The organism is Paenibacillus sp. PastM-3 (assembly GCF_029893965.1).
Classification (GTDB): Bacteria; Bacillota; Bacilli; order Paenibacillales; family Paenibacillaceae; genus Paenibacillus_AQ.
Genome location: NZ_JARXXP010000011.1, coordinates 123163 through 146023 on the forward strand (window position 1 = coordinate 123163; position 22861 = coordinate 146023).

The 22861-nt window shown below is 53.0% G+C and carries 19 protein-coding genes and 1 tRNA gene; 9 read left to right on the forward strand and 11 right to left on the reverse strand.

The features are described 5' to 3' along the window. Positions 1 to 73: 73 nt before the first annotated feature. Positions 74 to 1246, forward strand: a complete 1173-nt coding sequence (locus tag M2108_RS16970; RefSeq protein WP_277470567.1) for an alpha/beta hydrolase — start codon at positions 74 to 76, stop codon at positions 1244 to 1246. Between the two features lie 153 nt (positions 1247 to 1399). On the opposite strand, the gene M2108_RS16975 is transcribed toward M2108_RS16970, so the two are convergent. Together M2108_RS16975 and M2108_RS16980 are read right to left on the reverse strand one after the other, a co-directional pair. After that, positions 1400 to 1837, reverse strand: a complete 438-nt coding sequence (locus tag M2108_RS16975) for a hypothetical protein (protein ID WP_277470568.1) — start codon at positions 1835 to 1837, stop codon at positions 1400 to 1402. Positions 1838 to 2200: 363 nt separating this feature from the next. After that, positions 2201 to 5971 (reverse strand): LAGLIDADG family homing endonuclease, encoded by a 3771-nt coding sequence (locus M2108_RS16980; protein WP_277470569.1) that lies wholly within the window; start codon positions 5969 to 5971, stop codon positions 2201 to 2203. 331 nt (positions 5972 to 6302) lie between these two features. On the opposite strand from M2108_RS16980, the gene M2108_RS16985 reads away from it, so the two are divergent. The 3 genes from M2108_RS16985 (at position 6303) to M2108_RS16995 (ending at position 10355) form a co-directional block, all read left to right on the forward strand. Further along, on the forward strand, positions 6303 to 8048 hold the full coding sequence (locus tag M2108_RS16985) for a DEAD/DEAH box helicase (protein WP_277470570.1): 1746 nt from the start codon (positions 6303 to 6305) through the stop codon (positions 8046 to 8048). Then, the gene (locus M2108_RS16990) at positions 8045 to 9124 is read left to right on the forward strand and encodes a YqhG family protein (RefSeq protein WP_277470571.1); all 1080 of its coding nucleotides are present in this window, start codon (positions 8045 to 8047) and stop codon (positions 9122 to 9124) included. Before M2108_RS16985 ends, M2108_RS16990 begins: the two co-directional genes overlap by 4 nt. 154 nt (positions 9125 to 9278) lie before the next feature. Further along, entirely contained in the window at positions 9279 to 10355 is a 1077-nt protein-coding gene (locus M2108_RS16995; RefSeq protein WP_277470572.1) for a hypothetical protein, read from the forward strand. A 566-nt stretch (positions 10356 to 10921) separates the two neighbouring features. Here M2108_RS16995 and M2108_RS17000 read toward each other — a convergent pair. Continuing rightward, positions 10922 to 11110: a YqzE family protein gene (locus M2108_RS17000; RefSeq protein WP_277470573.1), complete on the reverse strand. Its 189-nt coding sequence runs from the start codon at positions 11108 to 11110 to the stop codon at positions 10922 to 10924. Positions 11111 to 11291: 181 nt separating this feature from the next. Here M2108_RS17000 and M2108_RS17005 point away from each other — a divergent pair, with 181 nt between their 5' ends. Further along, positions 11292 to 12065, forward strand: a complete 774-nt coding sequence (locus M2108_RS17005; RefSeq protein WP_277470574.1) for an N-acetylmuramoyl-L-alanine amidase — start codon at positions 11292 to 11294, stop codon at positions 12063 to 12065. Here the strand turns inward: M2108_RS17005 and M2108_RS17010 are convergent. The 3 genes from M2108_RS17010 to M2108_RS17020 form a co-directional block, all read right to left on the reverse strand. Beyond that, positions 12052 to 12948: a divergent polysaccharide deacetylase family protein gene (locus M2108_RS17010; RefSeq protein ID WP_277470575.1), complete on the reverse strand. Its 897-nt coding sequence runs from the start codon at positions 12946 to 12948 to the stop codon at positions 12052 to 12054. The genes M2108_RS17005 and M2108_RS17010 overlap by 14 nt on opposite strands. Positions 12949 to 13032: 84 nt before the next feature. Continuing rightward, positions 13033 to 14136: a glycerol dehydrogenase gene (locus M2108_RS17015; protein ID WP_277470576.1), complete on the reverse strand. Its 1104-nt coding sequence runs from the start codon at positions 14134 to 14136 to the stop codon at positions 13033 to 13035. Positions 14137 to 14244: 108 nt separating this feature from the next. Continuing rightward, entirely contained in the window at positions 14245 to 14751 is a 507-nt protein-coding gene (locus M2108_RS17020) for a MerR family transcriptional regulator (RefSeq protein ID WP_277470577.1), read from the reverse strand. Positions 14752 to 14972: 221 nt separating this feature from the next. Between M2108_RS17020 and M2108_RS17025 the strand changes: the two genes are divergently transcribed. Continuing rightward, positions 14973 to 15842: an SDR family NAD(P)-dependent oxidoreductase gene (locus M2108_RS17025; protein WP_277470578.1), complete on the forward strand. Its 870-nt coding sequence runs from the start codon at positions 14973 to 14975 to the stop codon at positions 15840 to 15842. A 113-nt stretch (positions 15843 to 15955) separates the two neighbouring features. On the opposite strand, the gene M2108_RS17030 is transcribed toward M2108_RS17025, so the two are convergent. Further along, positions 15956 to 16882, reverse strand: coding sequence for a hypothetical protein (locus tag M2108_RS17030; protein ID WP_277470579.1), 927 nt, complete (start codon positions 16880 to 16882; stop codon positions 15956 to 15958). A 154-nt stretch (positions 16883 to 17036) separates the two neighbouring features. Here M2108_RS17030 and M2108_RS17035 point away from each other — a divergent pair, with 154 nt between their 5' ends. Further along, on the forward strand, positions 17037 to 17882 hold the full coding sequence (locus tag M2108_RS17035) for a YihY/virulence factor BrkB family protein (RefSeq protein WP_277470580.1): 846 nt from the start codon (positions 17037 to 17039) through the stop codon (positions 17880 to 17882). Positions 17883 to 18100: 218 nt separating this feature from the next. Here the strand turns inward: M2108_RS17035 and M2108_RS17040 are convergent, their stop codons facing one another. Next, the gene (locus M2108_RS17040; RefSeq protein ID WP_277470619.1) at positions 18101 to 18565 is read right to left on the reverse strand and encodes a MarR family winged helix-turn-helix transcriptional regulator; all 465 of its coding nucleotides are present in this window, start codon (positions 18563 to 18565) and stop codon (positions 18101 to 18103) included. Positions 18566 to 18696: 131 nt separating this feature from the next. Here M2108_RS17040 and M2108_RS17045 point away from each other — a divergent pair, with 131 nt between their 5' ends. Continuing rightward, positions 18697 to 19563: an SDR family NAD(P)-dependent oxidoreductase gene (locus tag M2108_RS17045; protein ID WP_277470581.1), complete on the forward strand. Its 867-nt coding sequence runs from the start codon at positions 18697 to 18699 to the stop codon at positions 19561 to 19563. An 11-nt stretch (positions 19564 to 19574) separates the two neighbouring features. Here the strand turns inward: M2108_RS17045 and M2108_RS17050 are convergent, their stop codons facing one another. From M2108_RS17050 to M2108_RS17060, 3 genes are all read right to left on the reverse strand, one after another. Next, positions 19575 to 20774 (reverse strand): MFS transporter, encoded by a 1200-nt coding sequence (locus tag M2108_RS17050; protein ID WP_277470620.1) that lies wholly within the window; start codon positions 20772 to 20774, stop codon positions 19575 to 19577. 118 nt (positions 20775 to 20892) lie between these two features. Then, positions 20893 to 21918: an ROK family protein gene (locus M2108_RS17055; protein WP_277470582.1), complete on the reverse strand. Its 1026-nt coding sequence runs from the start codon at positions 21916 to 21918 to the stop codon at positions 20893 to 20895. A gap of 187 nt (positions 21919 to 22105) precedes the next feature. Next, positions 22106 to 22189, reverse strand: a tRNA-Leu gene (locus M2108_RS17060). Positions 22190 to 22368: 179 nt separating this feature from the next. Here M2108_RS17060 and M2108_RS17065 point away from each other — a divergent pair. After that, positions 22369 to 22824 carry a YhjD family protein gene (locus M2108_RS17065; RefSeq protein ID WP_277470583.1) on the forward strand — a complete coding sequence of 152 codons (456 nt, stop codon included), beginning with the start codon at positions 22369 to 22371 and terminating at the stop codon, positions 22822 to 22824. The last annotated feature ends 37 nt before the right edge of the window (positions 22825 to 22861 follow it).

Below are 22861 nucleotides of genomic sequence, written 5' to 3' on the forward strand. Positions count from 1 at the left end.
AATTCCTTCGTTTTCCGGTCACATTATCAGGTATAATGAAAGCGTATACCAACATAAGGAGGGCGATTATGAGATGCACACAAACATTGCTGAACGTGATTTCAGCTGTACCCGGGAAGGGTTAACGATTCGCGGAAGGGAGTTTCTTCCGGCGGGGGATCACCTTCCGGCCATTATTGTCAGCCATGGATTCGGCGGGAACTCAAAGGATCTCTATACATACTGCCAGACCTTGGCGTCTTGGGGCTATGCAGCATATTGTTTTGATTTTTGCGGGGGCAGTGCTCCCGGGCAAGGTACAAGTGACGGAGCAACCACAGAGATGACTGTGCTGACAGAACGCGCTGATTTATTGGCCGTTATGGATTACGTTAAAGGTCTGGATACTGTTGATGCAAATAAAATAACGCTTATGGGCTTCAGCCAGGGCGGGTTCGTCTCGGCACTGGCCGCAGCCAAGCGTCCGAATGAAGTTGAAGCGCTGATACTCATCTACCCCGCGCTCTGTATACCGGATCATGCCCGCAAGGGTGCTCTGGCCGGCGCCTCCTATGATGTCAATCATGTGCCCGAGGTAATCGATTGCGGACATATGCAGATCAGTAAAAGATTCCATGACGCTGTAGTTGAGATGGACCCGTTCGAACAGATCGTATCCTACAAAGGCCCTGTCTTGCTGATGCATGGAACGGATGATCAGGTTGTAAATTACACATACGCCGTTAAAGCCAAGGAATCCTATGCGCCGGAGCAATGTCACCTGCAGCTGATCCAGGAGGCTGGCCATTCTTTTACCGAGAATCAGAGTGCCGGTGCCTTGGTGTCGATACAGCAGTTTTTGCAGGATAAAAAAGAGATTTTAACCATCCATGTCCAGATTACAGGCCAAGAACTCCGCAAGGAGGATGGTCCGCGCAGGCAGATAGCTGTTCTTTTTACGGGAAACAGTGACAGCCCCTATTTCAAAGGACATATTATACCAGGAGCAGAAGATTTGCAGGAGTATACCGATGATCAATTAGTCAGCATGAGGGCCGACTACACCTTGGAAGGAACGGATTATACGGGTGAAGAGTGCCGGATACATATTGTCAACCAGAATGTGAACGGAGAGTGGAAGCCTGCAATAGAAACCGACAGCAAGGCACTGGTTTTTCTGAATCAGGAGGATTTAACCGCAGTGCTGGAAGGATATACCGACGGGCTTACCGTGCGGATCTATTCGGCAGTGCCTGATAGAGGGTGAGTTTGTTTATATTTAAAAAAAATCCCGATGCAGGATAATTCCTGGTCGGGATTATTGGTGTGTAAATCATAATCTTGATATGCCTGTATATATCTTTCGAAATTATAGTCTACCGCAGTTTAATAAAGGAAGCTATATAGAACGCAATTATGTTTATAACCTGTCGAGGAGACGATCTATCGTTTGAGAGCTACCGCCTGCATCCGCCGCAGTAGTAAAGGCACTAGGACTGTTATTAATAGGATTCGTACTTAGCATACTCTCTGCATTAGTGTCAGCTTTATCTACAACGATAAGTTGCGGTTCTTCATTAGCTGCCTCTTCATAGAAGTAAGTATATTGTTCATCAAACGTTATGTAATCATAGGTTTTTTGATCAGAAGATCTTGCAAAACTAACCCCAGCACCTCTTTCTTCTGCAATTGCATCTATTGCAACATCTAAAATACCTGCTAATTTGTCAACTGAAACTTCCTGAGTTTCTTGATGAGCGACGTTTACACCTGACAACTCCAAATCTATTGGTGTTGAAGTGTCCTCGGCAAATGCTGAGGTTGGGATTGCTGTTAAACTTAATATCAGCAGAGACATTAGAAACTTCATTTGTAATTTAATACTATTTTTATTGTTTATATCTATTCTATAATTTTACACTCTGTTATCGTTAAGGAAACACGATGTAACTCCATTCAAAAGCAGGCCCCGTTTGATGTACAGTATCATCCCAGCTATAGCTTATAAATGCTGTTTTCGTTTATCTGTCATCTTAATTCCTCCCGTATTCTTTAAACGTATTCGCCCTCACACTAAGAAAAAGCAACGCCAAGAATGTTGATTTGGCGCTGCTTTTCTCATGTTCAAGTATATTTTGCAATTGTTGTGTTTTGCATTATCTTTGAAAGTTAACACTGACGCCATACAACATTACTTGCTTGTCATCAGCCCCGCCTTTCATCACCCGCACCGGCTATACCCGCAATTCCCGCAAGTCTTACATCCCTCAATGTTAATAAGCGAAGCACTGCCGCAGGAAGGGCAGAGATCCCGCGAGGCCGCCGAGTGGCTATGCGCCCCATGGCCGCCGTGCCCGGCATCTGCAGGAGCCGCAGCTGGCACACTCGATTTCAGCTCGGCGCTCAGCGCCTCATTGAAATCGAGCTCCAGGGTGGCCGCGATCGGAGCGGCTACGTGGTCGTCATGTGCGTTGTTCTGCACATGGGTCTCAAGGGCTTTGGCTACCGCGTCGGCGATGGACTCGACGCGGTTGGCGCCGAAGCCGATGGCGCCGGAGCCGCCGATGCCTTTGAGATGCTTGATCAGCAGCTCAACCTTCTCGCCGTGGTCGCCGTAGCGCAGGAATAGCGAGCAGACACGGCCCAGGGCTTCGGCCATGGCGAAGACGTCGGAGCCGGCCTTGCCGACATTCAGGAAGATTTCAGCCGGAATGCCGTCCAGGTCGTTGATGGTGATATACGCCATACCGAATGGCGTGTTGATCTTATAGGTTGCGCCGCGCAGTACCTGCGGGCGTTTTTTGTATTGCTTGTCGACCACATGCGCCTGCGGTGCCGGAGCTGCTTCTGCTACCGGTGCCGATGCCGGTACAGGAGCCGGTTCAACTGCAGCCGGCTCTGCTGCGACTGGTTCGTCCTTCTTGTCTTCCTTCTTCGACGTTTCCAGCACCTGCACATCGCGGCTGCCGTCGCGGTAGATGGTTACGCCTTTGCAGCCCAGATCGAAGGCCATTTCGTACAGCTCAGCCGTTTCTTCGACGGTGAAGTCGGACGGGCAGTTGGCTGTTTTGGAAATCGAGCTGTCCACCCAGCGCTGAATTGCCGCCTGTACACGGATATGATCCTTGGCGGACAGATCCATCGAGGTTACGAAGTACTCCGGCAGCTCCTCGCCCGGGTTGGCCTGCAGCCATTCCTGGGCAATCGGCACGAACTGCTCGTCATAGCCGAGCCGGCTCTGGCGGAAATATTTGAAGGCGAAGTACGGTTCAATCCCGGTCGATGTACCGACCATTGTACCTGTGCTGCCTGTCGGTGCCTGGGTAATTACAGTGACGTTACGCATACCGTGCTTACGGATGGATTCGCCAACCTCCGGATACACATCAGCAATATTGCGCATAAATCCGCTCTGCAGATATTTTTCTGCATCAAAAGCCTTGAATGATCCCTTCTCACCTGCGATTGCCGAAGAAGCCAGATAGGCCTCCCTTGCCATAAAGCCGTAGAGCTTGTCCAGGAATTCCAGTGATTCCGGGCTGCCGTAGCGGATGTTCAGCTTAATCATCAGCTCGGCCAGGCCCATCGTACCGAGACCTACGCGGCGCTCCAGCTTCTGGTTCGCTTCATTTTCCGGGAAATGATAAGGGGTTTTGTCGATGACATTGTCCAGGAAACGGACGGAATAACGGGTCGTTCTGGCCAGATCCGCCCAGTCCACATCATGATTCTCGGCATCATAGAACTTGGAGAGATTGACCGCCGACAGGTTGCACACGCCCCAGCCAGGAAGTCCCTGTTCCCCGCAGTTGTGAGCAACTACTCCGCCGGCAATCAGTGAGTGCGTTACAGGCTCGGTGATATCATAGACCGTTACAACCTCTCCAGTCTCAATACCAACGACTCTGGACATGAACTTCTCTGATTTGCGCGAAGGTCTGGCGATCCGTTCCAACGCTTCTTGTTTTCTGGTAATCAGCTTGAAGCCGATCTTTTCCTTGAACTGTACAATGTTGTTTCCGCTTAGAATCAGCTCATAGAATCCGCTGCCCTCGTAGATTCGTTCTTCTCCGCCTAGAGTTGTGTAAGTAAAGACAGCCTGTGCTTTCTTCGGACGGTTATAAATGGAGCTGTTAATCCCAAAATTAAGCAGCAGCAACTGAACCCCTTGCAGCAGCTTCTTGGATGCGGATGTCAGCCTCACAGTCCGGTGCATCTCGTCATTCTCATACACCGTTCCGTCTGCCGAAAATAATCCTTGCAGGAAAGCCACAACAGTCGTGCGTGAAGCGGTATACAGGGCAGCCGGAACCTCTTTTTCTGCCGCTTTGACAGCCTTGACTCCAAGCTCTTCAAGCTGTTCGCGGAACGATTTGCGCCACCAGTATGCCTGCTTGGTCCCGTTGTTCCGGTTAAACACTTTTGCGGTTACGCCGGTAATACTTTCGCCAGCAGCAATCAGTGCCGGGATGACTTCACTGTCCGCCTCACCGAATACCATACCGATGTCGCCGCGTCTTGAGATCCAGCCATCTCCAGTCAGCCACCCCAAGAACCAGCCCCACTGCTCCCCAAGTGTGTCTTCAGCCGCAAAGCTGCCTTCACCGGACTGCAGATAGACACGATCGTCAGCGGTTAATGCGTGAGCCTCTTTCCAGCCGGAATCGGTAAACAGACGATGTTCAGGCGTTACGGATAGTTCAACCCCATTTTGCAGGGAAATTTTCAAGGTCTCTCTGGTTCCCGTAGGGAATACCGTCGCCCTTCTCATCTGCAGCCCCGGAATTTCATAGCCTCGGCCGCCGACCACTTTTGCCTGCTCGACCAGTCTCAAATCGGTTCCGACAAGGAACGATTCTCCCGCCGTCTTTTTATATAATTCCTCTATAGTAAGGAGTCCATATTCTGTTGCAATCCGGGTGTCCGGGTGGAAACAAGGATTAGTACAAATAATCGGATTGAAATACCAGCTGTTCGACATCTGATTGTAATACTCCATAAACACAACGCCCGGCTCCGCAGACTTCCAGGCCGATTCGATAATCGTATGCCAGACATCGCGGGCCTTGACAGTCCGGTAAGGGATAACTGCACGGCCGGCCGCCTTCCATTTGTCCAGATCGCCGTCCCAGATTTCGTCGTAATCCGGATCGGTTGTATCCGGGAAGACCAGCTCCCAATCCAGGTCCTCTTTGACGGCCTTCATGAAGCTGTTGCTCACGCACACCGACAGGTTGGCATTGGTCACCTGCCCCATTGTCTGCTTCACGGTGATGAAATCGACTACGTCCGGATGCCAGTCGTTGATCATCAGCATCAGCGCACCGCGGCGGCTGCCGCCCTGCTCAATCAGTCCGGTGGTGTAGCTGAACAAGCCGCCCCAGGATACGGAACCGCTGGATGAGCCGTTTACGCCTCTGACAATCGCCCGGCGCGGGCGAAGCGAGGACAGGTTAATGCCGACACCGCCGCCGCGGGCCATAATTTCCGTCATTTCGGAGAGGGTCTGCATAATCCCGCCACGGCTGTCTTTTGGCGAAGGGACAACATAACAGTTAAACAAAGTGAGCTCTTCGCTCGCCCCCGCTCCTGCAGCAATCCGTCCGCCCGGAACGAGCTTCCAGTCATCGAGAATGGAACGGAATTTGCCGGTCCACTCCTCCTGCAGTTCAGGTGTCTTCTCAACTGATGCCATGGCCGCAGCCAGACGATCCCACATTTCCTCCGGAGTCTTTTCTATATTAAGGGTCAGCTTCTCCACATCCGATTGCACAAGCTCGCCGCTGCGGGTCTTGACGGTTACAATCCGTCCGCTGCGCTCGACAATTTCGCCAACTTCCTTGGTCGGAAATTTCGGGTCATCCTTGGTCAGCACCAGCACAACATCGCCCACCTTGGCGTTATTGCTGTCGGCATCCTTCCAGGCGTAACGGTCCAAAAATATTTTCTCGCTCAGTCCCTCAAGGCGCTGCTTGGGTTCCACTGTACTCAATAGAAAAACCTCCCGGTATGTGATATGTAACACAAATATTGCAGCAATGCCAGACTCGGCTTGTCAATAACAAATTAACGCCAAAAGCATCCTGCAAACCAACATTTCAAGCTTTTGTAACAATATATTGTGTAAATATGCTTTAACAATATACCACATATTGTACCAGAGTTCCTTTTCAAAAATAGAAGCCTTAGCGCAAAAACAACCGTTTTCGGCGGCATTTTCTGGCGAAATCTCGGTTTTTTAGTCTCTGTTATGAATTCTCTTTTTTACGAGCATACTACTTTTACGCATTCCGATATGAGACCTTGCCGGAGGAGGCTGCAACATGATGCAATTATCCCGCAATTCCTTACCGCAGGAGGGGGGCATATCCGCCCCGCTGCTGCCGGTTCCCCTGTCCTTTGAACGGAACTGGCTGCAGGATCTGGAATCCAGGCTGGAAAAAGGCGGCCCCTGGGGCGACTGGAAATTATCCCGGCTGGCTGTGCAGGGGGAACAATGCGGCCTTGTCACCAGCTTTGACGAGCTGCAGTGCACGAAGCATCTGTCTGGCCTGTCCCCGCTGCCCCATCAGCTTGATACCGCTCATAAAGTACTGTTTGAAATGTCAGGCCGGGCCATTCTTGCGGATGAGGTGGGGCTTGGCAAGACGATTGAAGCCGGACTGATCCTGAAAGAGTATCTGGTACGCGGTCTGGTGGGCAAGGTACTGATCTTGGTTCCCGCTTCTCTTGTCCTGCAGTGGGTCCGGGAGCTTAACGCCAAGTTCGGAATTAACGCCGTCGCCCAGAAAAAAGCCTATTCGTGGAGCAATGACATCGTTGTCGCTTCCCTGGATACGGCCAAGCGTGATCCGCATAAGGAGCTGCTGCTAAGCGCTGAATACGACATGCTGATTATTGACGAGGCTCACAAGCTGAAGAACAAGAAATCGACCAATTACCAGTTCGTTCAGCAGCTCCGCAAAAAATACTGCCTGCTGCTCACCGCGACGCCTGTCCAGAACGACCTCGGCGAGCTGTTCAATCTGATTACGCTGCTGAAGCCGGGACAGCTGGGGAATCAGGGCGATTTTGCCGCCAACTTTGTCGTCGATAAACGTCAGCCGAAGAACGAGGTGCAGCTGCGCGGCGAGCTTTCCAAGGTGATGATCCGCAACCGCCGCGGCGAGGGGCCTGTTACCTTCACGAAGCGCAAAGTACGCAATATTCCGCTTACTCTATCACCTGAGGAAAAAGCACTCTATGACGGGGTTACCGCATTTGTCAAAGATACGTACCAGGAATCCGGCGGTAATCTCAGCAGTATGCTCTCTCTTGTGACACTGCAACGTGAAGTCTGCAGCAGCCGTGACGCCGTCTTCATCACTCTCGTTAATCTGATCAAAAAGCTGCCTGCCGATTCGCCCAAACGTGAGCGGATGATGGAGCTGCTGCAGAGTATCCGCACAGTCAAGACGAACACCAAGGCGGAGAAGACGATGGAGCTGATCCGGGAAATGAATGAAAAGGTGATTGTCTTCACGGAGTACCGGGCCACCCAGGAATATCTACTGCAGTACTTCCGTGATCACGGGCTGCAATGTGTGCCTTATTCGGGCGGAATGAACCGCGGCAAAAAAGACTGGATGATGGATCTGTTCCGCGGACGCGCCCAGGTCATGATTGCCACCGAAGCGGGCGGTGAGGGCATTAACCTGCAATTCTGCCACCATATGATCAATTTCGATCTGCCCTGGAACCCGATGCGGGTGGAGCAGCGGATCGGCCGGGTACACCGGCTGGGACAGCAGAATGATGTCGTCATCTATAATCTGTCTACCCAGGGAACGATCGAAGAGCATATCCTCCATCTGCTGCATGAGAAAATCAACATGTTCGAAATGGTTATCGGGGGGCTGGATGTTATTCTCGAACGCTTTGAACAGAAGGAGTCGCTGGAAAAAAGCCTTTATAAAATCATGCTGGAAGCCCGCAGCGACGAGGAGCTGCGCAGCGGACTGGATCATATCGGCGAATCGCTGAGCGAGCTGTCTCACGAAACCCGGCAGGAAAGCGGGGTTTCGCCATGACACTAACTGCACAGGAGGTGCGCAGGCATGTGATGGATTATCTGGAGGCTACCGGCTGCACCGTTATCGAGGTTTCACCGCTGCATGTAACGGTCAAGCTCTCGCCCCGCGCCGACCGGATGCTGACCGACAGGCCCTATTACTGGGGTTTCGTTGAGCGGACAGGCGCGGAGCCGGAGACACTTTCCTTCACCTTCGTATTTGATCCCGAGCAATATGATCATGCCGCGACTCAGGCGGCTGCAGCCCCTGCCCGGCCACGCGGCGGTATGAACCTTCCGCCAGCTCCCGTGGTTCAGCCGGGCAGCACAGAGATGGAGGCTGCGTCAGAGCCTGCCGCGGATACAGCGCCTGCAGGCACTTTTGGCGGCTCCCCGAACGGTGCGCCGCCCGGAGTTTCCACGGACCCGCAGGACAGCATCCTTGCCCGCTACTTCGGCATCGTGCCGGCACTGCCGCGGCTGGGTCCGGGCCTGATCCGCCGTGAGGATGTCACCTACGGCAGCAAGCGGCTCAAGCAAATCTGGGACGCTGCAAGAGATGAAGGCAAGTGCCTGCAGCTGTTCGAGGACCCCGGCAGCAGACAGCGCATGACTTTATTCTCGGCAGCCTATGAGCCTTGGCTTGGCGTGTGTTACAAGGTCGAGATGACCTGTGACCTGAAGCGGGAGGAGCTGCATTTCCTCGGCATCTCCCTGACCACAGGGAGAATTGTCGCTGATTTTGATACCAGGCTGGGCAGTCTGGAGCTGACTCCCCGCCTGCCGGAGAATATTCATATCCAGCCGTATGAGCTGACCGTTTCAGGCGGAGCTGACAGGCTGGAGAGCTATCTGACTAACCAGCTCGCCGGACTGGATTACAGCTGGGCTGAAGAAGCGCGGGAGCGGCTCAGGCTGGAGCTGAGCATCGTGGATCTTTATTATTCCGAGCTGCTGAAGGAGCCGGACGAGGAGAAGAAGCAGGCCATCGAGGAGCAATATAACGCCCGGCGGACCGAGACTAGCTGGCAATATGAGCCGCAAATTGCAGTTTCCGCTGTCACATATGGTCTGTTTCATCTGCGCAGCTCATAGAATACGACCAGGTCTGCTAAAAGCAGGCAAAAAAACAAGCCGTATTCTCCGCAACTGCGCGACAGCAAGCAACAGCCTTTTCAGGGCTTGTCTTCTACAATAGCTGTAGAGGACAAGCCTGTATGATTTTGGAACAAGAAAGGTGAATGATGAGATGAAAGCATCTGCAAGACCACAGGCAGTGCCATGGCGCCGCCGGCTGTTCCCCCTTCTGTGTCTCGGACTGGCCCTGCTGCCTGCGGCTGCGTGGGTTCCGGCAGCTGGTGAAGCAACCGCCCAGGGCAGCCGTATTCTTGTGCTGCAAGCCGTTTCCCAGGCGCTTCAGCCTGACCTCTCCATAAAGCCTCTGCCGTCACCCGAAACCCTGCAGGAATTCACTGCCGATACAATCAGCAGGTTATCTGCAGCCGCTCCTTTTACAGCCTGGAAGAATGCCGAAACGGAATATTACCCGCTTGGACCAGGCACACACAGCTGGCTGGTCAATGTGCTCAGCGGCGGGCAGCGCATCGGATATCTGATCATCTCCGCTGCTGAAGACGGCGGCTATATGCTCAGCGAATACGGTGCAGGAACGACCGGACTTCCATACAGCTTGACCGAACTGCGCCAGTTTGTGGTGCAGGAGGCCCTTATTCCTTCATCCTATTCAGGCAACGCCGAACTCACAGCTCTTTATGCTCCCATGCTGCCGGTATGGAAGCTGACCGTGGATAAACAGACCTATTATATTAATGCTGTAAGCCTGCAGCTTCTGCCCTGGAATTCAGCCAAGGCTGACGCTGTCCTGAAGGGAGCCCTGCCGTCGGCCGATGCGGTAACCAGCTCCGGCAGCCGCTTGTCTCCGCTGCAGGCCAGTCTTAGCGGCGGCCAGGATGATCCGTATGCGGACATCCGGTGGCTGGCCAGCTCCAGGCTGAAGGCTGTAGACAGCGGCAATGTTGCCGTCCTGCTTGGCAAGGGACGGGCCCTGGCCTACCAGTCGCCTGGAGCGAATGATACGACCGGCGCTCCTTTTATGATCACCGGCTATCAGAGCTGGCGTCCCTCCGTCCAGGAGAAGGCCACAAACAGCCGCACAGTGATCTATGCCGCTACAGGCGTAAAGGGCCGCCGCTATCTGCCCTTCGCCCTGCTGCAAAAGACAGGAACCCTGCATAAGCTTCCTGATGCACAGGGCAGTGATTTGGCTTACGGGACTGAGACTGACGCTATTACGATGCTGCGTTAGCTGGTGAAGTTTCGCGTCTGCTGTTGTTAAGGTGTAACTGCTAAAGCTTGTGTTTACTGGTGGACGAGTGCACTGGCTGCAGCGCCTGATATAGATGACTTCGTAACATCAGCGGTTCATCAGGATTTGCTCATCGCCGATTACTATTAGTCACGCTAACGGACTCCAGCGCCGTTATTCACGGCAAGACTAACTATCCTATACTCTAACGGACTCCAGCGCCGTTAATAAGCGGCCTTTACCTTCCATTCGGCAGATTTGGCACCAATAAGAGCGCTGCGGTCCGTTAGATTTTCAAATTGTCTCATATAACACGAATAGCGTCATTACGGTCCGTTAGCGGTTTGCAGACGCGCGTTGCAGTTGACGATTGACAGTGTGAGAATCCAAAATTCGGGTTTACATCCGCAACCTCTATGCAGCGGATCACCGGTTCTACAGTCCGTACGATCCAAATAAGCTTATCTCTAAACTACAAAACAACCTTCCCGGTTAGTTGCCGTAATGCGGCCGGGAAGGTTGTTTTATTGGCGTTAAATCCATGCTGCGCTCCTTGTATCCGAAGCTCACTTGCGGCCCTCCCGGGTCCATTTGCTCCGCCAGATCGACAGGCCAAGCGGCAGCATGCCGAACCATTTTTGCGCCCACGGCTGCTTCTCCGCTCTGCGCCGTTCCCGGCTGGCCCGCGGGTCCTCCATATAGACTACTACCTTTTCGGTAATGTACTTTACCAGATCATCTCCGCTGGAAGCCATTGTCCATACCTCCTTTCAGATCTGCACTTCATCCGGTCCGTGCCGGACCTCTATGGATCTAGTGTGCTCGAAAGGTGACCTCTCTAAACCGGCAGCTGACCGTATAAAGTTGCCTTTTACAGCACAATCTAACAAAGATTCCACTGGATAAACCAGTAGAACGTGCAAGGAGGTCTTACACTTGAAAAATGCAAGCTTGCGGTCAGCCGGCTTTGATAAAAAGACTGTATACCCGAGATGGCGCAGATGGACCATTTTGCTTGCTTCAGCGGGACTGATGGCGCTGCTGGCCGGACCTGCCGATGCCGCGCAAATGGCAGCTTCAGACCTGTCGCCTCTGCCGAAAGATGAACGCCGGCAGGTGCTGGGCCATGATCAGCGGATTATCCTGATTGATGCCGGGCACGGCGGGATTGACGGCGGAACCTCCCACGGCGAGATCCTGGAGAAGGACATTACACTCGCGATCTCGCGCCGGCTGTTTCTGCTGCTGCGCAGCGACGGCTTCGATGCCATCCTGAACCGCACCGGGGATTACGCCCCGAGCGACGAGAACCTCTGGCTGCGCAGCAAATCCCGCCATCTGCGCGATCTGGCCCAGCGCAAGGAGCTGGCCGAGACTCTGCCTGCAAATGTAGTCGTCAGCGTACACGTTAACTGGGCGCCTTCACCCGCCAAGCATGGGCCATTGGTGCTGTACCGGCAGGAAGGGCGCAGCTTTTTGCTGGCCAGGTCGATCCAGGATCAGCTGAACAAGCTGTATGGCATGAAGACTGACCCCAGACCCGGCAAACCGTTCTATCTGCTTAACAAAATAACCGCCACAACGGTAATCGTTGAGGCGGGATTCATAAGCAGTCCGGAGGACCGCAGCCGTCTTTGTACACCTCATGGGCAGGAGGAGCTGGCTGAGGCCATCGCCGCCGGGATCGCAGCCTACCTTATGGAAGTGTAAGCCGCGCATTCCATTTCCATTCTTCCTTAACCAGATCAGAGATGCCGACAAAGTCTACAGTGTCCTTCAGTTCTTCAATGCCGCTGCGGATGCCCGCAGCGGTCTCTTTGCCCTGTATGCCGACATGCCCGATGGTTATACAATACCGCTGGTCCTGTGCATGCTCCTGCACCAGCCGCATTTGCTTGAGGACATGGCCTGCGGAGTGGACATCATCAAGGAAGATGTGGTTCTCCACCGGGGGAAGCCCTTGCTCACGGGCAAGCTTACCCGCTATTGACCGGTAATTGGTATGGCTGTCTAAAAAAAACAGCCCCCGCTCCCTGCAGACCGCCAGCACAATTCCCATTACCCGTTCATCCCCGGTCACCTTGGAGCCCATGTGATTGTTGATGCCGATGGCGTAAGGGACATTATCAATCGCCGCTTCCACCCGTTCCCGTACCTCAGTGTCGCTCATACTGGTCAGGACAGCTCCCGGTCCCAGCCACTCCGGCTTGCCCTGGCGCGGCTCCATCGGCAGATGCACGAGTACATCATAACCGCGTTCATGCGCTCTCTTGGCATCCTGCTCTGTGGTGGACAGGAACGGCATGACGGCAGCCGTAATTTTGATCGGCAGTGCCAACATCTCATCTGTGCCGCGCATCCTGTTGCCGAAATCGTCAATGATGATCGCTACCTTGCCGCGGCCTGCCTGTGCCGGCTTAGCTACAGTTGCCTGCACACCATTGATCCCGGACCGCTCTCCCTCGGCCCTTATTTCAGAAGCTGCTCCCGCTGCTGACGGGGCTCCCGGAATCAGAGATGTCATAAGGACAGCTACGGCAACATAGGAGAGCAGCTTGCGGCAGTTAGGCAGCTGGTACTTGCTTTTGTTCATAAGAAACGCCTCCTTCGTCTATAACTGATACTCTCATTGTTTGGAATCCGCAGGAGTAATATGTACAGGCGGGATGCGCAATAATTAACAGTCCTGCTCAGTCTGCCGTCCAAGAAGGTCAGCTGCCAGCAGTGCCGTATATACATCCTGAGGCACTACTGTAAACGGCATGTTTTTCATCGGCCCGTCTTCGGCACAGCTGGCCGCAGCAGCAGCCATAAGCCTCTCCGCAGGAACACCTCCAAGCCCCATCTGATCCAGGGTAAGGGGCAACCGGGCCTCGCGGCAGAAGGCGGCAACGGCAGCAGTCTCTTCTTGCGGCGCCTGCTCAAGCATCAGCTGCGCCAGGGTGGCGAACGCCACCTTCTCTCCGTGCAGCATATGCCGGCATTCTTCAAGCACGGTCAGCCCGTTATGAATGGCATGGGCTGCGGCGAGGCCCCCGCTCTCAAAGCCTATCCCGCTCAGGTAGATGTTCGCTTCAATAATACGGGCGACCTGTGCGGAGGCTCTGCCCTGCCGGACATCTTCCAGGGCGCAAGGCCCGTCCTGGAGAAGGGTATCATAGCAGGCCCGGGCGAGAGCGAAGGCAGCGATCGAGCCCGCGCCGCCGGCTTCAGTGACAGCACCTGACCTGCGGCAGGCTCTCGCTTCAAAGTAGGTCGACAGCGCATCCCCCATCCCCGCTGCCAGCAGCCGGGCCGGTGCCTTGGCAATCAGCCCGGTGTCGGCGATTACAGCATCAGGACTGCGCCGCAGGGACAAGTAACGGTCAAATGCTCCTTGTTCCGAGTACAACACCGCTACCGCGCTGCACGGCGCATCCGTTGAAGCAACCGTCGGAACCAGAATGACCGGCAGCCTGGCGTAGTGACTGACCGCCTTGGCGGTATCCAGTGTTTTGCCTCCGCCGATCCCCAGAATGACCCCTATCCTGTCAAGATTGAGCTCAGAAACAATCTGTTCCACTTGCGCCAAGCTGCACTCACCCAGAAATTCCCGCACCTGGAGTCCCAGCGCCTCCCGGGCAAAGCTGCTCCGGATCTCCTCACCATATACAGACAAAATATAAGGGTCAACGATTGCATAAGCCTCTCCGGCCTCCATTTGTACACAATAAGCTCCAAGCCTGGCTATCTCGCCCTCCCCCTGAATGTACTTTGACGGAGCATATGTAACCTGTCTCATGCCAATTCCCTCCTTTTTCCAATTGAACTTCATTGTAAAGAAGCACTGCTCCCTGCGCTATTAAAAAAGCCCCAATCCCGGCGGGATGGAGCTTCAGTGAGCAGTTATCTATTTTTTCCGGGCAGGCATCCGTTTGACATCTCCGGTCAGCGTACAATCCTCATTGCGGGTTCCAATGCCGCTGACGGTAACCTTGTTATCGATGAAATCCACGATCTGCTGCAACGAAGCAATCTGATCGAGGATATTTTGCTTATGGGTCTGGATTTTGTCATACAGCTCCGGGTATCCGCTCAGGTCGGAATCCGGGGTCAGGCTCAGATAGGGACGCATCTCGTCCAGCGGCATTCCGGTTTTTTTGAGGCAGACAATCAGCTTCATCCGCTCCACATCCTGCCCGCTATAGATCCGGTGCGTATTTCCTTTACGTTTAGCGCGGGGCAGCAGCCCGATTTTTTCATAGTAGCGGATCGTATCCTCGGCTATACCGGTGAGCTCCGCTGCTTTTTTAATGGAATAGCCCTCCTGGACTCCCTGTTCCGCTTCCCCTGCTTGTTCTTCCTTTGCCCGTTCTTCTTCCGCCAATTCCATTCTTGCTTCCGACGCCTCTATCATTTCCTGCACCTCCAGAATTTCCCGGCCAATTCTTGAGCCTGTAATATCCAATTAACTTATTGTATAACTTGGAGTCAGCTCCAAGTCAAGCGCTACATTTTCCGCCAAAACATCCCTTGACTTGGAGTCGGCTCCAGGTTATAGAATGAGCCCACCATCAGATACACGGTGTTGACGCACCGCTATCCTGGCCCCTAATATCAAACGAAGGAGAGATATCAATGAATGAACATTATAATCGCGCCAGCCGCGGAACCGCGCTGATTACCGGAGCTAACAACGGCATCGGACTTGAGCTGACACGTAAAATGCTGGGCGAGGGCTGGCAGGTCGCCGCGCTGATCCGCTCCGCTTTTCCCTCCGGTGATCCCCTGATAACTGAAGCTGCAGCCAGCAAAAGGCTGAGGATTTACAACGCGGATTTGACCGATTTCTCCAGTCTGCACCAGGCTCTGGATGCAATTAAAGCCAGCGAGCCCAATCTTGATCTGCTCTTTAATAATGCCGGAGGCAGTTTTTCGGAACTAAGCTATTCCGCACAGGGCCGTGAGCTGCATTTCGAGCTGCAGACGGTTGTCCCGTATATTATCACCATGGAACTGAAGGAGCTGCTGCTGAAGGGTTCTGAACGAACCGTCATCAACACGTCCTCCAATGCGATCGCCAGTGTACAATCCTTCGACCCAGCCCTGCTGGAGCGGCCCCGTTCCTTCAAAAAGCTGTTAGGTCCGTACGCAGTCTCCAAACTGGCGCTCTCCCTGTGGACCAAGGAACTAGCACCACAGCTCGCTGCTGAGGGCATTATGATCCGCAGTGCCGACCCGGGAGGCAACAACACGCTCCGCAAGGATAAAAATTCAGGCCTGCCCTTTTATATCAAGCCTCTGATGAAAATGTTCTTTCACCATCCGAGCTACGGTGCCGGTCTGCTGTATAATGCCGCTTTGGGCAGACACAAAGATCAGACGGGTATATTCCTGAAGAAGGATAAGGTATCCGGCCTGAAATTCTCCGAGCATGCCCCTGCCGTTCTAAGTAAGGTCCGGGATATTTATGCCCAGGAGTTCTCAGCCATCCGCAAAAGCTCCTAATAGCGTTCCAGCAATTGAACTTTCCTGCTAACGAGGCAACAACAAAGGCGTCGTCGCAAGCCGTCTCCCCCGGGAGAACTGCTGCGCCGCCGCCTTATTTATTTGCCCCGTATTCAGTCCAGCCGCCCGAAGGCCCGCAAAAACTGCAGCTTCTCCAGCGCAATCCAGCCCTTCCACCAATTTTCGCTGAGGGCAAACTCCCGCTCATAGCCGGCCCAGCTCCAGTTCAAGTTCCAGATGCCTTCCCTGTTACGGCTTTCAAGCGTATAGTCCAGTTCCTTCTCCACGATAGCTGCATTGTATTCGTAGCCCAAGCTTTCCCGATTTTGGATGAAAAACGAAGGTTTGCAGGTATACCCGGTCCAGTCACCGGCATCCCGCTGCAGCAGGGCAGTAATCCGCCGCGTTGCAGCTGCGTTCATCTCAGGGTAAGCGAACTGCTCCTGCAGACCTGCCAAGGTGATATACTCCAGCAGCGTAAGGACACATTTGAGCGGATGCATCTCGATCTCCGGTTCCTGTAAAAAAAGATCTTCAAGCTCCTTCGCAATCCCGAAGCCGCGTGCATAAAGCGCGCTGTTCCTGTCAGCGAACCGCAGAATGAAGCCGGCCAGAATCGCAGTCGGATTAAAGGTGCTGCGGGCTGTGCTGTCCGAGTCCATATTCCACCAGGGTGCATGCGGATAATCGTTGTTAGAGGCAATCACATTCTTCCATGTGTTACCGTCCATTTTGGCTCCGCTCTCCAGATACCTGAGTATGCCCTGCACAACGGGATGATCTTTGTCCTCAAACCCAATCTCCATCAGCATATCCGCCCCGGTTGCGGTCTGAAGCGGCGAGGAATACGGATTCCAGGCATCCGGCTCGAGGGCATTTCCGAATCCGCCGTCTTCATTCTGGTAGGCTGCCAGTGCCGTCAGCACAGCAGTCTGTCCGCCATTCCCGAAATGAAACTGCCATTTTGCCAGTTCGAGCGGACGGGCATTACGGTAAAACCAGTTTCTGATCCCTTGAAAATCCTCCCGTGCAAGCTTCATTCTCATTCCCCTTTTATTCAATTTACGCTGCCCAAGCAGCCCATCCCCCTGTATTATATACCTGACAGGCTACATTTTAGCTGTGATGTTGTTCAAGCTGGTTAATATTATAAACATACCAGTGCATATTATAGAGTACGCAGAGGAGGGAATTATGAAGAAGAATGCCGCCGGGATGTACGCTTTTGCCAAAGAGCTGTTCACCAAAATTAAATATGATGATGTGCAGGGCGTCAGTGCGCAATTAACCTATTATCTCATCCTCTCCCTGTTTCCGTTCCTGATCTTCATCATGACGCTGATCGGGTACGCCCATATTTCGCTGGAGGACAAGATTCAGCAGCTACAGCCGATTATGCCGGCCGAAGCCTACTCTATTATTGAAGAAATTCTGCAGGATGTCTCCGAGGGGCGGAGCCAGGCCCTGCTGTCGTTTGGTATGCTGGCTACGCTATGGGCCGCCTCGAAGGGAATCAACGCCATTATCAAAGGTCTCAACCGCGCCTACGATATTGACGAGAGCAGGGTCTTCTGGAAAGTCAGGGGGATCGCTTTTCTGGCTACGCTGTCCATCGGCCTGGTGGTGCTGCTCAGCATTCTGCTGCTCGTATTCGGGAGCTGGCTGAAGACACAGGTCTTTTTGCTTACTGATCTGCCTTATGGTCTGCAAAAGCTCTGGGATCTGCTGCAGTATGCCGTTCCCCTATTCGTTATGTTCGTTGTATTCACGCTGCTCTACTGGATTGCCCCCAGCCGCAGGCTGCACCTCAGGGAGGTTATGCCGGGTGCGCTCTTCTCTACCGTCGGCTGGATCGTCACCTCTGTACTTTTTTCCGTCTATGTCAATCAATTCAGTGATTTCACCAAAACCTACGGCAGCCTTGGCGGGGTCATGATCCTGCTAATCTGGCTCTATATCAGCTCAATCATCATTCTGGCGGGCGGAGAGATCAATGCGCTTCTGCTGAACCGCAGGACTGCTCCGCACAGCCGGACCTGAATTTGTATATCGCAGCATGACAAAAAGGTGCTCTCCACGTATGGAAAGCACCTTATTTCAGCAGTATCAGATGATGCATGTGTTGAACCATAGCCTAGCTGGAAGTAAATTATATTAAAAGCAGACTGCAGATTCAGCCTCCCTGAAGCCCTCACCGGTATACGGTATACAGCACCTTTGACTGTTCATTTTCTGCGTTCACACACAGGATACTCCGTCTATATCCGGGGGTTTAAGCCGTTAAACTGCCTAAGCAATTCAACAAAATCATATAGCTGCTCATCCTTCCAGCCCGCAATCCGCTCATAAAAAACAGTGCCCTTCTCTTTAAGCGCCTCCACGATCTTCTCCTGCCCATGTCTGGTGAGCGAGAGCAGAATGGCCCGCCCGTCCTCCGGAGACGACTCTCTCCTCACATAACCCAAGGCTTCCAGTTGTTTGATCAGGCGGCTTACCGAACTGCGGTCCATTGCTGTGGATTCCGCCAGCACCGCAGCACTGGCCGGTCCATAAGAATACAGCCAGCGGATGAGGTGAAAAGCAGCCGGCTGCAAAGAATCATCGAACCGGGACGCCGCCCTCACATTGATGGCATGGGACGCGCTAAGCAGCGCGTTCAGCTGTTCTCCGAGCGCTGCTTCAAGCGCTTCTCTCCCTGCATCAGCCAAGGAATCTCTACTCAATCTGTTCACCTTTCTTCCTTCAGTTCAGAATGAACGCCCAATGTAGTTGACATATATCAACTATATTATTATGATGGACATATATCAACTATGTTGCTATACCATTATATCACACGAAGGAGACCGAACTCATGTCTACAAATCCTGTTGCAGTCATTACCGGAGCTACCAGCGGACTCGGGCAGCTGGCTGCCGCTACGCTGGCGCAACGCGGCTTCAGGCTAGTTTTGACAGCCCGGAGCAAGGAACGCGCCGAAGCTGCAGCACTCCTGATCAGACAACAAGCCCCCGGTGCGCAAATCGACTTTTATTACGGTGACCTCTCGTTAATGAAAGAAGTCCGCAGAATCGGACAAGAAATCCTGTCCTCTCATCCAGCAATCGACGTATTGTTAAACAATGCCGGTATCCATGCTTTTGAACCGCGTGTCACTTCTGAAGGTTATGCTGAAATGGTTGCTGTCAACTATTTGTCGCCCTGGCTGCTGACCCAAATCCTTCAGCCCTCTCTATTGAAGGCCGGACAGGCCCGGGTGGTCAATGTTGCCTCCGAAGCTTCACGCCGTCACGGAACCCTGCAGCTGCCAGAGGATTTAAGTGACACCAGCCCGTTTACAGCCCGCGGCTCATCTGCGTTATACGGCAAAACCAAGCTGCTGAACATAATGTTCACCACTGAGCTTGCCCGCAGATGGTCCGGCAGCGGAATTACTGTCAATGCTCTGAATCCGGGATTTAACGTCACAGGCCTTGGACGTGAACTAAGGTTTGCCGGGGTAATCGAACGGCTGTTAAAAGGGCTTCATATCGGCGATCCACGCAGAGGAACAGAAATCATGATCCGGCTCATTCTGGAGCCTGAATACGGTAAGGTAACCGGCGGATATTTCAATGTCGGAACCGGCAGGCCCATTGAACCCGTCTCCCCTGGCAATGATCCGCTGCAGCAGAAAAAATTGTGGGAGGCTACTGAAGACCTGCTCTGCAAAAGGGATTAACGGAAGCCGGATCAGATCAGCTCACCGCGTTTGTTCAGGAACCGGTACAGCACAAAGGCGCATACCGCACACAGCAGGGCACACAGGCCGATAAATCCGTACCCCGCCTGCAACCCGTGCAGCAGGGCATTCGGGTTATTGTCACCGTACAGCTTCTTCACCGCTTCGATTACAAAGCCGATCACATAGTTCCCGATTACACTTCCCAGTCCCATCATGGTAACCGTAAAGGTAATGGCTGTATCGCTTCCATTAGGATAACGCTTGGCAATAAAGGCCATGACGGTCGGATAGATCATCGCAATCCCTAAGCCTGCAGCCGCGAACAGAAACGCCAGGGACTCTCCCCCTGCAATCGCCGCAAAGGTACAAACAGCAGAGAAGCCCGAGAAAATAATCAGCGACAGGGTGAAGCCGATTTTGTCCGTCACCGGTCCGAGCACAAGCCTGCCGACTGAGAACAGCAGGAAGAACACAGACAGAAGGCCGGATGCCTTAACAGTATCCCAGTCGTATGCCTTCTCCAGAAAATTAACCAGCCAGCCGCCGACGGCCAGCTCAGATACAACGCCGAAGGACAGGATCAGCACCATCCACCACAGGGCAGGGTCCCGCCTTAGTTCCTTGAATGGCGTACGGTGCTCAGCCGGCATATCATCTCCAGGAAAGGAGCTGCGCAGCGCAGTCAGGATCGGCAGCAGCGAGAGTGAGAGCATGACCAGATACATTCCCCGCCAGTCCAGTTCATGGCCAAAAAGGTGCACAGACATCATGCCTGTAGCGATCAGCGGGGCAACCGTGGAGCTTAGTCCATAGAAAAAGTGGGACAGGTTCATCATGGTCCCGACATTTTTAACAAAAATACGTGCCCCCAGGATAGCCAGGGCAATCTCCAGCATCCCGTTACCGATGTACATCAGGAAATAAGATGCCGCGAACGCAGGGTAGGCATGGGATACAAAGATAAAAATACCGGACAGCAGCATGGAGGCAAAGGACATGATGCTTGTCGCTTTGATTCCGAACTTACGCACCAGTATAGCGGTGAATGAACAGGCAATCAGATAGCCGAGGGCGTTCAGGGACAGCAGACTCCCCAGCTGCTCCTCGTTCAAAGCAAAGTCAAACTGAATCCGCGGGATAGCCGGCCCTTTAATATTTTCCGAAATACCGAAGATAATAAAGCCTAAAAAGATCGTTACAAGCTGCATGGCATAGGTTTTATTGAATGAGGTTGTGCGCTGTTTCAACTTGATGGCCTCCTGAAGGATTAGATGTTGTTCTGGTAAAAGATATTAGAATGGGCAAGGGCCGCAGAGGGCCCGTCCGTTATCTCCGTTCCACCAGCTGCAGCCGGTAAGTGAGGCTCTCCAGCGTAAGCGCAGTTAGACCGGCCCTGTATTCTTCCTGTGTATTGTTTTTGATAAGCAGCGCCGGCAGATGCTCTTCCGGAATATATTGCCGGCAGCCGTCAAGCAGCTCCTCTGTCATCGAAGGATGGGTCAAATCGCCTGTGACCGCGATGGAGACCGGATTAAGGACCGTTATTATGGAAGACAGCATATGGGCCGCTACAGACACGAACGTATCCTTGTTATGCAGCCTTTCCAGCTGCTCCTCCCGTGAAAGGCCAAGCGGAAAATAAGAGATCTCCCCTGCAAAATTGGTTGAGCCCGTCACCATGCGCCCGTTAACGATAAAGCCCGCTCCCGGAAAATGATTGTCAGGAAAGGTCACCACGGCAAACGGCTGATCCTCCTCCAGGTTCTGAAGCTGATAAAAGCCGTACACTGTAGCATTCATATCATTCTCGATGATGATGTCCATATTGTATTTCTCATTTAGCTGCTCACCCAGCGGCACTCCGGCAAGTGCAGCCACATCACAGATTCCGATAACCCCGCGGTGCGCAACTCCCGGAATGCCGATGCCGGCTGCTTTTACATCGCGGTGTTTCCCGGCAAGCTCTCCGACCAGAGAATCAATGGTATCGGCATCTATATAGTCACAATGCCGTATCCCCTCCTCCACCTGATCACCTGCCAGATTGACAATAAGGTAGGTTATGGAATGACGGCCGCCTTCCGTCTTCACCATCAGACACAGCACACAGGCATAATCAGCATTGAACATATACTGCCTGGCAGGACGCCCGCCGCTCGATTCCTCCAGCTCCAGTTCAATCACCTCACCGCTGCCGACCAGCTCATTCAGGATACTGCCGCAAGTGGCTACGCTCAGCCTTGTCATATTGGCGATTGACGCCTTCGTGCCTGTACCGGCAGCCTTCAACGTATTTTTGACCAGCTCAACATTGATCTTCTTGACTTGAGCGGTGTTATGAGATATTGGCATTGCTGTCCCCTTCCTGTTCCCTGAGTTATTACAACTCTTTTAATAAGTGCAAATATAGTGGCTTTGGGCTCTGCTGTCAAGGGGGACAGTAAACAATGGATGTATATGGAGGATATACTTAAAGCTCATTTCACGCAAAAAAAGACCCGTAATCGCCTGAGGCATTACGGGTCTTTCTTCATTAGGATGCGGTCGAGAGGACTCGAACCTCCACGGTATTGCTACCACACGGACCTGAACCGTGCGCGTCTGCCAATTCCGCCACGACCGCAAATTCTGTATTGCCACTCTCGCGGCCACAAAATAGATCTTACCATGTACAAATATAAGAGTCAACACTTTTTTATTTTCATTTCTTTTCATTATTTTTTTGGATAATTATTGCTTTTCATTATAAATTCAAGGTATAATAAGAACAAAAGTTCGCATACTATAAATGAGGTGATTTATATGGCGACTACTACCAGAACCACTCTGAACACACCAACTATTCCTGAAGATATAACCAAAGACGAACTGTCCCTTGTGAGAAGCTATCTGCTGCTGACGTTTATTCATAAAGTATTCGAGCGTGATTGCCGGGTAATCGGCAAGAGCGGTTTATTCAAGACTCCCCAGCTCTACATGGAGCTGGTTACAGGCGCAACCAAGAAGACTTCACTGATGCTGCAGGAGGTAACCCGCGAGCTGACCTCCCACAATCTGAAGATTACCACGATCCGTCAGGATCAGCGCGGCGTTGAAGCCTCTTATGCCTGCCGGGGCTATACCGGCGAGATCAACATCCAGTGGCCCGGCTTCCGTAATGAGATGATGCAGCGCATGCGCGCTTATCTCGGACTGAATCCCGAGCTCGCCGTACTGCCCAAGAACGAGAGCGTTGAACAGATGGCTATGTCCATCTGATTGTTACCAGCCTGTATGCGAGAAGCCCCGTCCATAC